General features: G+C 72.1%; 13 protein-coding genes and 1 pseudogene. 5 read left to right on the plus strand and 9 right to left on the minus strand.

The window, feature by feature from the left end; genetic code table 11:
• Positions 1-23 precede the first annotated feature (23 nt).
• Positions 24-194, plus strand: a pseudogene (locus tag WMF12_RS23160) (hypothetical protein); the annotation flags it as partial.
• A gap of 174 nt (positions 195-368) precedes the next feature.
• Complete coding sequence (gene nudC / locus WMF12_RS23165; RefSeq protein WP_437873671.1) at positions 369-1205, plus strand: NAD(+) diphosphatase; 837 nt, start codon at positions 369-371, stop codon at positions 1203-1205.
• Between the two features lie 7 nt (positions 1206-1212).
• Here nudC and WMF12_RS23170 read toward each other — a convergent pair whose 3' ends face one another.
• From WMF12_RS23170 to WMF12_RS23185, 4 genes are all read right to left on the minus strand, one after another.
• The gene (locus WMF12_RS23170; protein WP_437873672.1) at positions 1213-2682 is read right to left on the minus strand and encodes an MATE family efflux transporter; all 1470 of its coding nucleotides are present in this window, start codon (positions 2680-2682) and stop codon (positions 1213-1215) included.
• 254 nt (positions 2683-2936) lie between these two features.
• Positions 2937-3407, minus strand: a complete 471-nt coding sequence (locus WMF12_RS23175) for a hypothetical protein (protein ID WP_437873673.1) — start codon at positions 3405-3407, stop codon at positions 2937-2939.
• Positions 3407-3778 (minus strand): hypothetical protein, encoded by a 372-nt coding sequence (locus WMF12_RS23180; protein ID WP_437873674.1) that lies wholly within the window; start codon positions 3776-3778, stop codon positions 3407-3409. Before WMF12_RS23180 ends, WMF12_RS23175 begins: the two co-directional genes overlap by 1 nt.
• 132 nt (positions 3779-3910) lie before the next feature.
• On the minus strand, positions 3911-5008 hold the full coding sequence (locus WMF12_RS23185) for a Nif3-like dinuclear metal center hexameric protein (RefSeq protein WP_437873675.1): 1098 nt from the start codon (positions 5006-5008) through the stop codon (positions 3911-3913).
• Between the two features lie 329 nt (positions 5009-5337).
• Here WMF12_RS23185 and WMF12_RS23190 point away from each other — a divergent pair, with 329 nt between their 5' ends.
• The 3 genes from WMF12_RS23190 to WMF12_RS23200 all read left to right on the plus strand — a co-directional run bounded on the left by WMF12_RS23190 (position 5338) and on the right by WMF12_RS23200 (position 8026).
• Positions 5338-6639 carry a ferritin-like domain-containing protein gene (locus WMF12_RS23190; protein ID WP_437873676.1) on the plus strand — a complete coding sequence of 434 codons (1302 nt, stop codon included), beginning with the start codon at positions 5338-5340 and terminating at the stop codon, positions 6637-6639.
• A gap of 126 nt (positions 6640-6765) precedes the next feature.
• Positions 6766-7230, plus strand: coding sequence for a DUF3565 domain-containing protein (locus WMF12_RS23195; protein WP_437873677.1), 465 nt, complete (start codon positions 6766-6768; stop codon positions 7228-7230).
• 46 nt (positions 7231-7276) lie between these two features.
• Positions 7277-8026, plus strand: a complete 750-nt coding sequence (locus tag WMF12_RS23200; protein WP_437873678.1) for a hypothetical protein — start codon at positions 7277-7279, stop codon at positions 8024-8026.
• 159 nt (positions 8027-8185) lie between these two features.
• On the opposite strand, the gene lspA is transcribed toward WMF12_RS23200, so the two are convergent.
• The 5 genes from lspA to WMF12_RS23225 all read right to left on the minus strand — a co-directional run bounded on the left by lspA (position 8186) and on the right by WMF12_RS23225 (position 14218).
• Positions 8186-8662: a signal peptidase II gene (gene lspA / locus WMF12_RS23205; protein ID WP_437873679.1), complete on the minus strand. Its 477-nt coding sequence runs from the start codon at positions 8660-8662 to the stop codon at positions 8186-8188.
• Between the two features lie 105 nt (positions 8663-8767).
• Positions 8768-10153, minus strand: coding sequence for a DUF1552 domain-containing protein (locus WMF12_RS23210; protein WP_437873680.1), 1386 nt, complete (start codon positions 10151-10153; stop codon positions 8768-8770).
• 22 nt (positions 10154-10175) lie between these two features.
• Positions 10176-11825, minus strand: coding sequence for a DUF1588 domain-containing protein (locus WMF12_RS23215; RefSeq protein WP_437873681.1), 1650 nt, complete (start codon positions 11823-11825; stop codon positions 10176-10178).
• A gap of 398 nt (positions 11826-12223) precedes the next feature.
• Positions 12224-12877, minus strand: coding sequence for a Vgb family protein (locus WMF12_RS23220; protein WP_437873682.1), 654 nt, complete (start codon positions 12875-12877; stop codon positions 12224-12226).
• A 27-nt stretch (positions 12878-12904) separates the two neighbouring features.
• On the minus strand, positions 12905-14218 hold the full coding sequence (locus WMF12_RS23225; protein ID WP_437873683.1) for a helix-turn-helix domain-containing protein: 1314 nt from the start codon (positions 14216-14218) through the stop codon (positions 12905-12907).
• Between the last annotated feature and the right edge of the window lie 75 nt (positions 14219-14293).

A 14293-nucleotide genomic window follows, 5' to 3' on the forward strand; every position in this document is an offset into this window, starting at 1 on the left:
CCGCCACAGCTCGTCTCAGCGCGTTCCCTGACGCAGGCATATCGTACGAGGAGAGCGATATCGACGGCATGCGCCGCGTCCTGCTGCCACGAACGAGCTACCACGTGTATTACGTCGTCAACGACACGACCCGGACCGTGACGATCATGGCGGTGTGGCATTCGGCCCGAGGCCATGGGCCTCCGCTTCGCTGAGTCTCTCGTCGCGAGGGCGCTCTGCGCTCACGTTGGGAGCGAGTCGCTACGCTCGCGCGACGTCGCGGTATCCCTCCCTCCATCGAGGCGCTAGGCTCCCCCGCATGCAGCCGATCGGCGCACCTGAGCGACGCCTCGACGGGGAGCCCACGCGGCTCTGCCCCAGGTAACGCCATGCCGTCCTCCCGCTTCCGCGCCGGGCTCGGCCGTCCGAGCTCGGCCCCTGCCGAGATCGCGTGGTTCGCGTTCCACGGCGACGACCTCCTCGTCCGCGCGCCCAGCGACGGCGGCGATCGCTTCGACCTCCCGATCGCGGCCGATCTCGCCGATCTCGGCGTCTCCGTCACGCGCGCGCAGCCGCTCGGCGAGCTGGACGGGCGCGCCTGCCGCTCCGCCGAGCTCGCGCAGGGCGCGCCGGCGCCGGCGGGGTACGCCTACGTCTCGCTGCGGCGCCTCCACGGGCGCATCGATCCGGAGCTGTTCGAGATCGCGGGCACGGCATACCAGGTGCAGCACTGGGACAGGGCGCACCAGTACTGCGCTGCATGCGGCACTGCGCTCGAGACCGGGCAGGACGAGCGCGTGAAGCGCTGCGTCCGCTGCGCGAGCAACTACTTCCCCCGGATCACGCCGGCGACGATCGTGCTCGTCGAGGACGGCCCGCGCGTCCTGATGACGCGCCAGGCGCGGTTCCCTGCGGGCATGTACGGCCTCGTCGCCGGGTTCGTCGAGCCGGGCGAGACGCTGGAGACGTGCGTCGCGCGCGAGGTCCACGAGGAGACGGGCGTCGACGTCGCCGACATCGTCTATTTCGGCAGCCAGCCGTGGCCCTTCCCCCACCAGATCATGGTCGGCTTCACCGCGCGCTACGCCGGCGGCGAGCTCCGCGTCGACACGCGCGAGCTCGAGGACGCGCGCTGGTTCCACCGCGACGCGCTGCCGCTCTTGCCGCCGCCGCTCAGCATCGCCCGGAAGCTCATCGAGGCCTGGCTCGCGAGGCCGGCGCGGTAGCGGCGCCTCAGACGCGCCGCAGCTTCCACGCGCCGCGGCGGAACACGAGCCCGCCCGCGACGGCAAACGTCGAGAACGCCACCGCGATCGCGACGAACACGCCCGCCGGGCCGAGCCCCGCGGCGCCCGAGAGGCCCCAGGCGAGCGGGATCTCCCAGAGCCAGAAGCAGGCGAAGTTCAGCAGCGTGGGCGTCCAGGTGTCGCCGGCGCCGTTGAACGCCTGCGTGAACACCAGGCCGAAGCCGTAGAACAGGAACCCGCACGAGAGGATCCGCAGCGTCTGCGTGCCGAACCGGAGCACCTCGGCGTCGTCCGTGAACGCGCCGACGATGGCGCGGGCGCCCACCGCGAAGACGACGCCTACCGCGCCGAGCATGACGGTGGTCCAGATGCCCGCGCGGTACACGGCGGCCTCGGCCCGGTCGGGGCGCCCCGCGCCAAGGTTCTGCCCGACCAGGGTCGCGGCGGCGTTCGAGAGCCCGAGCGCCGGCAGGATCGCGAACACGATGACGCGCATCCCGATCGTGTAACCGGCGAGCGCCGCGCTCCCGAAGGGCGCGATGATGCGCACCAGGCCGCTCCAGCTCGCCATGCCGATGACGTTTTGCAGCGCGCCGTTCGCGAAGAGCCGGAGCAGCGCCGCGAGCGCCCCCGGGTCGGGGACGAGGTGCCGCGCGCGCACCCTCACCCGGCCGCTGCCGCGCGTGAGGAAGAAGACCTGCAGCGCGACGCCGGTCCCGCGGCCAAGGGTCGTCCCGACCGCCGCGCCGGCCACGCCGAGCTCCGGGAACGGGCCGAGGCCGAAGATGAGGCACGGGCCGAGCGCCATGTTCAGCGCGTTCGAGAGCCAGAGCACCCGCATCGACAGCGCCGCGTCGCCCGCCCCGCGGAAGATCGCGTTGATGACGAACAGCATCAGGATCGTCGCGTTGCCGAGCAGCATGATCGAGGCGAACGGCGCGCCGATCGCGATCACCCCGGGCGTCGCCCCCATCGCCGCGAGCAGCCGCGGGGCGAGCAGCGCGCCGACCGCCGAGATGGGCAGCGAGATGAGCAGGCCGAGCACGATCGCCTGCCCCGCCATGGCGGCCGCCTCCTCGTGGCGCCCCTCGCCGACCCGCCGCGCGACCGTCGCGGACGCGGCGACCGCGAGGCCCATCGCAATGGCGTAGACGAGCGCGAGGAGCGACTCCGTGAGCCCGACGGCGGCGACGGCGTCGGCCCCGAGCCGCGAGACCCAGAAGACGTCGACCACGACGAAGAGCGACTCCATGAGCATCTCCATGACCATCGGGATCGCGAGCAGGGCGATCGCCCGGTCGATGGATCCGGTGGTGAAGTCGTGCTCGCCGCCGCGGACCGCGTCGCGGAGCGTGGACCAGACGCCCGCGCCGCGGCGCGAGCCGGGCGAGGGCGGCGAGGGTGCAAGAGCGTCCGCGCGCAGGTCGGGGGCGGGTGGCGTGCCGTGGTCGCGCATGAGGGCCGGCAAGCTGATCGCTGCGGGTCGCTTCGTCCAGCGGCGTTGCACACCTTTACAGATGGGAGGGGCTACTACAGATGGGAGGGGCTACTACAGATGGGAGGGGCTACTCTCCTGGCGCGCGCGGCGGCGGCGCCATCGACGCCGATCGGCAGTCAACCACCGGGCCGAGTCGCCCGGCGACCCGCCACGCTTCCTCCGCGACCACATCCCGCCTCGGGCGGGAAGCTCTCCTCTCCCTTTGCGACCGTTCAACCTGCGCTCGCGAAGAAGAACCACGCGTCGTCCGGGCCACAGCCCGGATCGAGCGCGAAGCGGAGGCGCTCGAGGAACCCACGGTAGCCAAGCACGACCGGTCCTATCCATCCCGGGGCGATAAGGATGCTGCCCGACACCGTGAGGCTCTCGCCGCGCTCGGCGACGAGCAGGACGTCGAGATCGTGAAGAGCGCCGCGGATGCGACCAAGTCGCGTCGACAGGATCATCGTCTGTCCCGTGCCGCCAAGCTGCGCTTGCAGCATGTCGGCGAGGTCGCCTCCGATGATCGACCACGCGGCGCCCGTGTCGAGGAGCGCCTGGCTCTCGAACGGAAGACCGGCGATCCGGCAGCGAACAGCGACTGTCAGCAGCGTCCCTTCGTGCTCGGTCGCGACCCGATACCGCGCTGACGAGTCGGCCCACGGCTGCGCGACCCCTTCGAGACGCATCGTGCCTTTGGCCATCAGTCGACCTGCACCACGAACGCACCTTCGATCTGCCCACGCTCCGTCAGCCGCTCGACCAGCGCGCGCAGCGTGACGTCGGTGTCGAGCAGCTTGCCATCGTGGAGCGCCACCCAGCGTTCGAGGTAGGCCTGCCGGTTTTCTCGCAGCCAGGCGTAGTCTGCCGCAAAGTCACTGCGGGCACGGTCGGGTGAGGCAACGATCCGGGGCGGACGGAGGACCTTCGCCCAGCCTTCCACGCTCGTGTCCCCCTGGGCGAGCAACTCCTGGACATAACGGCGCGCCTCCTCGACCCGGTTGGCCTCCACCAGCTTGCGAATGTGCTCTGCAGGGGGGATTGGCGGAGGGAGTGCTTCGTTCGCGGTCCGCATGCAAGGCATCGTAGCACTTCACTGCCGTCCTCGGTCGGTCCCGACCGAGCCAGGGGACCTCGATGAGCCTGGCGCGCCGCCGAGCCCTGGCGTGTTCCGCGCCCCGCCCCCTCCGGGCGCAGCGCCGCGTCGTCAGCGGATCGAGAACGGATCCCGGTCTTGCGCGCTGAGCTCGACGCGCAGCGACGGCACCGCGGCGCGGAGGCGCTCGGCGAGGCGCGTCAGCGCGGCGCGCTCGCTGTTCGAGTGCAGCGCGCACACCACGGTGACGCCCGCGCTCGCCGCGCGGAGCGCGTCGTGGTGGCGCAGCTCGCCGGTCAGGTAGAGCTCCGCCCCCTGCGCGATGGCGTCGTCGAGGAGCGCGCCGCCCGCGCCGGCGCACGTGGCCGCGCGGGAGACGGCGCGCTGCTCGGGGCCGGCCACGAGCAAGGCGTCGACCCCCAGGCCCTCCTTGACGCGGCCCAGCAGCTCGGAGACCGGCGCGGCGCCGGCGAGCGGTCCGATCCGCCCGATGCCGGCCCTGAGCGGCTCGGCGGCGAGCTCGACGAGATCGAACGCCACCTCCTCGTACGGGTGCGCGGCGCGCATCGTCTGCACGACCGCGGCGGTCCGGTCGCGGGGGAAGACCATCTCCAGCCGCACCTCGGCGACGCGCTCGAGCCGGCCCTTCTCGCCGACCGTGGGGTTCGCGCCCTCCTCCCCGAAGAACGTGCCCGTCCCCAGCGTGCGGAAGCTGCAGCGCGAATACCGGCCGATCCGGCCCGCGCCCGCCTCGGCGAGGGCGTCGGCTACCGCGTCGGCGTGATCCTCCGGGACGAAGACGACCAGCTTGTGCTGCCACGCCTTGGAGGGCGCCCTCCTGAGCGGCGCGCGGTCCGGCGAGATCCCGAGCGCGTCGGCGAGGACGTCGTTGGTGCCGCCCTCGGCGACGTCGAGCGCGGTGTGCGGCGAGTACAGCGCGATGCCGTCGCGGATCGCGGCGAAGAGGGGGCTCGGCGCCACCACGCGCTTCACGGCCTCGAAGAGGGGCGGATGGTAGGCGACGACGAGATCGCAGCCGAGATCGCGCGCCTCCCGGGCGACCTCAGGGGTGTAATCGATGGCGAGGAGCGCCGCCGACGAGGGCCGCGCCGGGTCGCCCGCGAGCAAGCCGACGTTGTCCCAGGGCTCCGCGAACCGGAGCGGCGCGATCGACTCGAGCGCTGAAAGGACGTCTCGGAGGAGGGTCATGAGCGCCTCTATACCAGCGGCGACCGCGGTTCGGCGCAGCGGCGACGCGGCGACCGCGGAGCCGAGCTCCGCGCGACGGCGGCGCCGAGCGCAGCCGGAGGCGCCGCGTCGCGCCGGGACCTGGGCGGCCGGCTCGACGCCAGGCGGGCGCAGCGCAGCGCAGCGCGACGTCGACGCGCGCGCGGGTCACGCCGCCCGCGAGGGCTCGCCGCGGCAGCGGCGCAATCGATGCAGACCAGGGCTGTGCCATGCTGTGCCGGTCATCCCCGCGTTGAAAGGCTGCGCCCGCGGATCCTGCGCTGGTATGGATGCTGCTGTTCTCTGGCACCATGGCCAGTATCCCCTCTTCTCCGGCTCAATTCCGGATCGCGCTCGCTCACCAGCTGACACGCGCGATCCTCGCCACCGCGACGCTCAACGTGGCAGTTGGAGGCGCCGCCTGCGGCGGCGACGTCACCCTGGAGCGCGCGTCGGGCGGAGGCGGTGGCCCCGCGTCGGGCGACGAGAGCTCGGGGGCGCGCGGAGGGATGGGCGGGAATGGCGGGCCAGGCGGCGATGCCGTCACATCAATCCAGGCAGGCGGCGTCCAGTGGACCGAGGAAGGAACGGTCTGTGTCGCCCTGGGGCCCTCGGGACAGGGAGGACAGGGCGGTGTCGGGGGAGCTGCCGGCGAAGGGGGGACTGCCGGCGAGGGCGGCATCGGCGGCTCACCCGCGGGCACGTGCCCAACCTTCGACCCCTACAGCTCCTCCGTCCCGGGCTCGCCGCCCGGTGCGCCCGCGGGGTGCTGGTACACAAGCCTCGGTGAAGGCGTCCTCCGAGGCAGCGAGTGCTGCTACGAGTTCGTCGCGACCTGCGGCGGCACAGGCCGCCCGTTCCTCGTGGGCGAGCGCGCGCGCACCGCGCGGGCAGAGCGGCGAGCGGCGAGCGCGTGGGGCGCCGCGGCGCACCCGGACGTGGCGGCGCTGACGCAGTCGACCCGCGCCGCGCTGGCCGAGGCATGGCTCCGCGACGCCTTGCTCGAGCACGCGTCGGTCGCCTCCTTCGCGCGGTTCGCGCTGGAGCTGATGGCGGTCGGGGCCCCCCCGGACATGCTCGCGGCCGCGCACGAGGCCGCGGGCGACGAGGTGCGCCACGCGGCGCTCTGCTTCGGCCTGGCGAGCGCGTACGCCGGCGCGGCGCTCGCGCCGGCGCCGTTCGCGTTCGGCGGGCGGGTCGAGGTCGCCTCGGGCCTGCCCGAGCTCGCGGCGCGCGCCGTCCGCGAGGGCTGCGTCGGCGAGACGCTCGCCGCCGTGCAAGCCAGCGAGCAGCGCTCGCGCGCCACCGACGCCGCGGTCCGGAGCGCCCTTGCCACGATCGCCGAGGACGAGGCCCGGCACGCCGAGCTCGCGTGGCGCTTCGTGGCCTGGGCGCTCCAGACGGGCGGCGAGCCGGTGCGCCGGGCGGTCTGCGAGGCCTTCGAGGCGGCCCTCGCCTCGCCTCCTCCGGCCGCCACGGCGCCGGACGCCGAGGCCGGCGCCCTCGCCGCGCACGGGCGCCCTGACGGCGCGGCGCTGGCCGCCTCCCACCGCCGCGCGGTCGCGGAGGTCATCGCGCCTGCGATGCGCGCGCTGCTGGGCGCGTGGTCCTAGCGAGGACGCGATCCGACGTGTACCGGAAGGTGGAAGATGGACGATGCGCAGGCGCAGCTCGCTCCGGACACGCTGCACGCAGATCGAGTGGAAAAACATCCAGAAGACGGTCAGTAGATCGAGACGATGCGTCGATCGATCACAGGCTACCACCAGGACGATGTGAACGATTGGGTGGCCGAGCTGAGCTGTGGACATGGCCAGCACGTCCGGCACAAGCCGCCGTTCTTCTCGCGCCCCTGGGTCGTCACGTCCGAGGGCCGCGCATCGATGCTCGGCACCGAGCTCGACTGCGTGCGCTGCGATCGGCTCGAGATGCCCGACGGGCTGGTCGCGTACAAGCGCACGGCCGAGTTCGACGAGGTCACGATCCCTTCCGGCCTGCGAAAGAACCATTCCACCAAGCCCGGCGTATGGGGGGTGATCCACGTGATCTCGGGGCAGCTGCGCTACCGGATCGATGGGCTCGGCGGTCGAGAGCTCTCTCTCGATCCAGAGAGCCCAGGGATCGTCGCCCCCGAGGTGCTACACCACGTCGACCCCGACGGCCCGGTGCGGTTCTTCGTGGAGTTTCGACGCAAGGGCGGGTAACCCGGCCCGCCGAATGGGACGGTCGCACCAAGCGTTCTGGGTCCTCATGAGCCGATCCTCCATCGCCCTGCTCGTCGCCGCCGTCATCGGGTGTAGCCCGCCTTCTCCCACCCCGTCGGCGAGCGTCTCCGCGGCTCCTGCAGAACCAGGCCGAGCTCCGGCGCCCGGCGCGACCACGCCCCCGGCCGGCACCTCCGCCGCAGAAAGCCCGGCGCCCGCGGCAGCACCCCAGTCCGCCACGGACACCGCCGGCGGCTCCAAGGCGAGCCTCGACGATCCGCGGATCCAGAAGATCAGGGCCCGGTATCAGGACATCCAGGCCCGCAAGGACCTGACGCGAAGCGAGCTCCGCTTCGAGTGCGCCGGCGGCGAGGGACGCGGCGAGCTCCGGTTGTACCAGGCGGACGGCGCGATCCAGAAGGCGGAGATCGCGGCCGCCGACGCGGGGCACGGCGAGTCGGCGTACCAGTTCTACTACGACCAGGGCCAGCTGGTCTTCGCGCTGCACGACGATGGATCCTGGGCCTTTGACGGGACGAGGGGTACGCCGGACAAGCCGGCGACGACGAGCAGCGTCACGCAGCGCCGGTACTATGTTCACGAAGGCGAGCCCGTGCTCTGCATCAAGAAGCGCGCGAAAGGTCCCACGGAGAAGCTCGGCCCCTTGCTGGAGCAGGCGCCCAACGGGCCTGACGATTGCTCCAGGGCCAAGAAAACGCAGCAGATCGCCTCCGCCGCCCTGGCGGGCGCGAAGCCCAAGACCACGGATGAGCTGAAGAGGCTGCTCTGTAACTGAGCCCAGCGGCGCTACCGGGCGGCCAATCTTCTCGAGATATCTCAGACACCGGACCGGAAGACATGCGGCGCGCATGCTCTTCCTCCAGGTCTTGCCGCCGCTGGCCGCGCTGCTCGTGGAGCCGGCGTGCTCGGGCGAGACCGTCTCACGAGGCGAAGCTCAGGACACCTCGCGCGGCTCTTGGCGAGCGCGCCGGAACATCGCGATCCCGAGCAGGATCCCGCCCGCCACGATGGCGATGTCAGCGACGTTGAACACCGGCCAGCGGTGAAGGTGGATGAAGTCGACGACGTAGCCGCGGACGCCGCGATCGATCGCGTTCCCGACCGCGCCGGCGACGATGAGCGCGTACCCGGCCTGCTCGGTGAGCGACGCGCGGCGGCTGCTCCACCAGCCCAGGAGCACCACGCCGAGGACTACCATCGAGCACACCAGGAGGACCGCCACCTTCGCCGGCGACTGGATGCCCCGGAGCAGGCTGAAGGCCATGTCGCGGTTCTCGGCGTAGCGGAGATCGAGCACCCCCGGCACGATCGACAGGGGACCTCGCTGCTCGAGCGCGGCCTGCGCGACCGCCTTGGTCGCATGATCGCACCCCACCAGGGCCAGCGTGAACAGAATCAGGACCCAGCCCATCACACGTCGCGCCATGGCCGACGGAACACGGCGCCCTGGCGGTTTGTTCCCGGTCTCTCGCTCGAGAGAGGACGGTGTGGAGCCAGCGCCGCCCCCGAGCGGGTTTCAGGCGAGAAAGCCCGGCAGCGGTCCGCAGTTCGGCTCGATGCCGATGCCGGTCGCGGCGTGGCCGAGCGCGTTCATCACGGACGTGAGCAGCTTGTTCGAGCTCTGCGCGGTGGTGTTGTTGATGTACTGGCCCACGTTCACGCCCAGGTTCTTCCCGCCGATGACCAGGTACTGCATGTCCCGCGGGTTGTGGCTGTGGTTCGTGCCGCTCTCCACGCCCCAGAGCAGGATCGTGTTGTCGAGCATCGTGCCGCTGCCCTCGCGGATGCCCGCGAGCCTCTTCGCCAGGTACGCGATATGGCTCGCCCAGAAGCGATCGAACAGCATGAAGGCCTGGCGCGTGGTCATCGACTCACCACCGACGCTGACGCTGTCGTTCGTGCGGCTGACGTGCGCGACCACGTCGTGCCAGCTCTGGCCGAAGCCGAGGAGGCCCTCGTGGTGGCCGCCGGAGAAGCTGAAGTGGTAGTCCGCGACCCGCGTGCGATCGCACGTGAACGCGCTCACGATGATGTCGGCCTGGATCTGCGCCCAGCGCGTGATCGTCGTCGCGTTGTTGGTGCTGCCGTTGTAGCCGGAGGTGTCCGCGCGCTCGCACGCCGCGCCGGCCGGGACCGACGTGCCGCCGCCCATGCCCGCGATGCGCTTCTCGAGCTCGAACAACGCTTCCACGTGGAGCTCCAGCTTCTGGCGCTCGGCCTGGCCGAGGAAGCCCTGGATGGTCTTGAGCTCGCGCGTGTTGATCTGGAGGATCCGCTGGTCGGCCTTGCGCTTCGCGGCCGCGACGGCGTCCGGCATACCGCCGGGCGTGGGCGTCGGCGCGGCGCCGTCGAAGGTGACGCCGCTGAAGATCGTGCTGAACGCGCGCGCGGGGTCGGCCGTGTGGGTCATGGGCTGGCCGGGGCCGCTGTACGAGATGATATGGCGCTTGTCGGCGCCGCCGCGATCGGCGACGCACAGGTGGATGCTCGCGAGCGGCGTGCCGCCGCGCAGGTCGGAGCTCTTGAGCAGGATCTGATCGAGCGAGGGACCGTTCGCGTGGTGTGAGCTCTCGTCGATGAAGCGCGCGCCCGTGAACAGCTGCGCCATGCCCGCCTCGTGGTGATTCCCGACCGTCCAGGCATGGTCGAGCCGGCGCAAGAACAACATGTCGCTCTCGAGGCCGCGGAAATCGGCGAGCGGCTCCTGGAGCTGGAACGTCGACCCGCTGCCGGTCGGCCACCACTCGGGCGGGTGCGAGTCGGGCGTGAAGATCAGCACCAGCCGCTTGGGCACGACGGTCTGCGCCTCGACCTCGCGGTGGCGCAGCAGCGGCGCCAGGAAGATCGCGCCGGCCGCCGTCTTCAGGATGTCTCGTCTGGATACGTCGAAGGGCCTGGGCATGTTCGAACCTCGATGGCCGTAGCTAGTCGCGCACGCGCTCCAGCGTGCTCGGCGAAGACAGGAGCGCCACGAGCAGGTCGCGCAGGAGACCGGTGCGATCCAGCGCCGCCGTGCCCTGCACGACCGGCGGAATACCGCGCGCAGACTCGACCTGGCCGAAATAGAAGCGGAAGGCCTGCCGCGCCAGGCACTCGCGGACCCAGGTGCTGCGCGACAGCGCTTCTCCCAGCCCCGCGGCGCTGTCGTACTCCCCGTCGACGTCGGTGTTCAGCAGCCACCCCACCGCGTTGATCGGCTGCGGCGCGGCCATGGGCGCGGTGAGCGACGGGCTCCTGTACTGCTCGAGCGTCCGATAGCGGCCCGCGCCGTCGAAATTCTCGAGCATGAAGCCGACGCCGTCGATCAGCGCGTGGCAGCTCTCGCAGACCGCCTGCGCGTTGTGCGTCTCGTACAGCTCGCGCGTGGTCTTCGGGGTCATGCGCAGCTCGCTCTCTTCGATCGGCGGCGGGGTGAAGTTCTCGGGCAGCGTGATGTGCTGGCAAAGCAGCTGATCGCGGATGAACAGGCCGCGGAGCGTCGGGGACGTGAGGTACTGCTTGGCGGTCTTGGAGAGCACGGAGCCGAGGGAGAGCAGGCCGCTCCGCGCGGTGTCCGTCGCGCCCGAGGCGTCGCTGCGGTAAAACGCGGAGAGCGCTGGATCGACCTCGGGTACAGGCGCCGTGAGCAGGCTCGCGATCGAGCCCTCCATGCCTCCGTTCGCGCGGAGGAAGCGCTGCGTCTCGGCGAACATCGTCCCCTTCACATCGGCGAAGCCGGGGAACACGTCCTCGAACTTCTCCACCTCGGCCTCGAACGTGTGCAACCGCAACCACTGGACGAGGAAGTGACCGAGCTGGTCGGCGGCGCCCGGCGTCGAGAGCAGCTGGTCGATGTGGCCAGGAAGCAGCGCGGGATCGGCCAGCTCGCCGCGATCGGCGGCGGCGACCAGCGTCGCAGAGGGCGGCTCGCCGAGCACGCTGTACGAAAGGAAGGTCGCGATCTCGTGGTCAGTCAGCCGGAACGCCGCTTTCGCCTCATCGCTCGGCGCGCCGATCTCGGTCCGGTACAAGAAATAAGGCGAGTTCAGCACGCCCTTCAGCACCCAGCGGAACGGCAGCGCCGGATCCCCGGACTCGGCGGCGAGATCGAACACTTCGCCATAATTGGTCAGGTCCTCCGCCGTCGCGGGCCGCCGGAACGCCTTGCTGACCGCCGCGCGCACGAAGTCCGTTTTGCACGTCGCGTCGACCTTGCCGCACGGAATCAATGCGCTGAGCTGCCGATCGCCGAGCGCGAGCACCGCGGCCTCGGCCTTGGCGGCGTACTGCTCGGCCAGGGTCACGCGGACGAGCCCGCTGGTGGACATGTTCGGATAGACGCCGTTGTCCGGCACGGGCTCCATGTCCGAAATGTCGATCGACACGCCGAGCAAGCCCTGGACGGAGCGAGCGTACTCCTCCGGGGTGAGCAGCCATGTGCGGGCGCGCAGCGCCGCGGAGGCGGGCGTGGGCGCCGCGTACGGCAAGCTCCCGTCGGCCTGCGGCGGGGGAACGTCGCCGCCGGTCTCGCCGCCAGCCGCGCCCGAGGACGGATCGCCGAGCTGCCCGGTGCAGGCGGGCGCCAGAGAACCCAAAACGAAGATCCAGCCCAAAGAGCGAAAACGCATATCGGATCTCCACATGGGTGCGCGGCGCCGATCGAGACCGCTCCCGTCGAGGAGGCTGGAAGTCCAACGCTGTCCGCAAATCAAACCGCCCGAAGCCACCTACCATCTTACAGCATCATTGTTACGCTGCAGTGGATGGCGAAGGTCCCGCTGCGCAAGACGACCCATCCAGAGCCGAGCAGAACGGTCCCCTCGAATGGATCTCGATCCGCGCCTTACGCGCCTTCACATTCCCGAAGGGTTCGGTTCTGATCATCGCCGCGCGCAGCGACCCAGCCGTTCCCTGTCGGTGCAGTGCCACTCATGCTGTAAGTTTGTCTCGAAACCCTGGCCGGCTGCGCCCGGCAGGTCGAACCCAGGGTGAATCAGACCGCTTTTCGCGGCTTCTTCACCGCGCGGAGCCTGCCTGTCGCCGGGTCGCCGCACCACAGGCGGCCGCTCGCATCCGCCTCGACGCCGGAGAGGCGCACGCTCTCCGGCAGCGCGAGCCGGTCCAGGACCTCGCCGCTCCGGGGATCGACGCGGCGGAGCTCCGACGGCGCGCCCTCCTCCTCGCACATCACGCCGTGCCAGAGATCGCCGTCGGTCCACGTGACGCCGGTGACGAGCCGATCGGAGACGAGCGTGCGGAGGACGGCCCCGCGCTCGGGATCGATCTTGAGGATCTTCCGCTCGCGGTAGATGCCCGCATAGAGCGCGCCGTCGGCCCACGCGAGCCCGCTCACGGGCGTCGCGTCGAAGCCCGGCACCTCACCGACCGCGGCCCCGCTCGCGGGATCGATCTTCCGGATCCTGCCGCCCCCGACGACCCACAGGTGGCGCCCGTCGAACGCCACCCCCGCGCTGGCGGGCGCCTTCAGGCGACGCAGCACGCGGCCGCTCTCGGGCTCGGCGGACATGAGGTCTCCGCGATCGCCGTGCGCGAACCACACCGCCTGTCCGTCGAACGCGACCCCGTGAATCGACTCCACCCCTTCGAACGTGCGCTCCGCGATGATCTCGGCCTGTCGGGCTTTCACGGTCCACTCCTTCCTCGCCCCGCGCACTCAACCAGGGAGCGCGAGCCCGAGGAGCAACATTTGTGACGCGATCGACAGCGCCGCTCTGGGCCTCGCGTAGCGCCGCGAGGGGCCGCTGCCGGTGACCTCGACAGCGCGCGCGAGCGAGAGCTCCGCGAGCGCGCGCTGCACCGTGCGCGCGCTCTTGCCGAGCGCGGCGCCGATGGCCGAGGCGCTCCACGCGGCGCCGTCCGAGAGGAGCGCGCGGATGGCGCCCGCGTCGCCCGGCTCGAGCGGCGCGAGGACGACCACCTCCACGCCCGCGCCAAGCTCCCAGCGGTACGCGTTCCCGAGCGCGCGCACGACCCCGACGCCGCCGAGCTCGGCGCGCAGGCGCCCCACCTCGACGCGCAGCCGCCGCCGGTGGGACTCGTTGACCGCGCGAACGCCGAACGCCGCGCGCGCGAGGTCGTCGCTCGCGATCGCCGCCGGGTGAGCGCGCGCGAGCGCCTCGAGCAGGGCGAACAGGACCGGCCGGCGCGCGAGGTCGGCCCGCACCTCGCCGACGTCGAGCACGCGGCGGCGGAGCGCGTCCACGACGACCCGCCCCGCGGGCGCGGCGACCAGGGCCTCGACGTCGGCGAGACGCACGGGCTCGTCGCGGCCGCCCTGGACGAGGCGCGCCACGGGCTCGTCGTGCGCGCGGAGGAAGCGCTCGGCCTCGGCGATGAGCAGCGGATGTCCGCTCGCCCGTGCCCACGCCGCGGCCTGCTCGGCCGCGCGTCGCGCCGAGGACGCGCGCACGAGCCGCGCGTGCACCTCGGCGCGCACGAGCGCCAGCGCAGCCCTGGTGAACACCGGCGCGTCGCTCGTGACCGTGGCCTCGGCGGCCGCGAGCGCCCGCTCCGCCTCGGCGACGCGGCCTTCGAGCAGCGCGGCCCGCGCCGCGCCCAGGCGAGCCCACGCCGCGTTCGTGAGATCGCCGGCGCGCTCGAGGGCGTCGCCCGCCTCGACGAGCCCCTGCCACGCCTCGCCGATCTCCCGCTGCGCGAGCGCGATCTCCGCGAGGGCCGCGCTCGATCGCGCCCGGGCGCGCTCCGCGCCCGCCGCAGCGAACCCCCGCGCGGCGCGGCCGAGCGCGGCCTTCGCTTCCGGATAGGCGCCCATCTGCGCGAGCGCGATCCCGCGGAGCGCGAGCGCGTGTGGCCCTCCGAAGGGGCCGACCACGTTCAGCGCGTCGAGCGCGTCGCCCGCCGCGAGCGAGCGGGCCGCCAGCGCGCCGAGCTCGGCGGGGATCTCGGCCGTCGCATCCATCGCGGCAGCGTCGCACGCCCGGCGGCGCGCGCCAACGGATCGCGACATCGATGTTGCTGTCGCGGCCAGGGGCGCCGTGGTCATTTCCACGGGTCAGCGGCTGGCGCGGCGAGATGCCGCGCG

Source organism: Sorangium sp. So ce363 (genome assembly GCF_051520435.1).
Classification (GTDB): domain Bacteria; phylum Myxococcota_A; class Polyangia; order Polyangiales; family Polyangiaceae; genus Sorangium; species Sorangium cellulosum_B.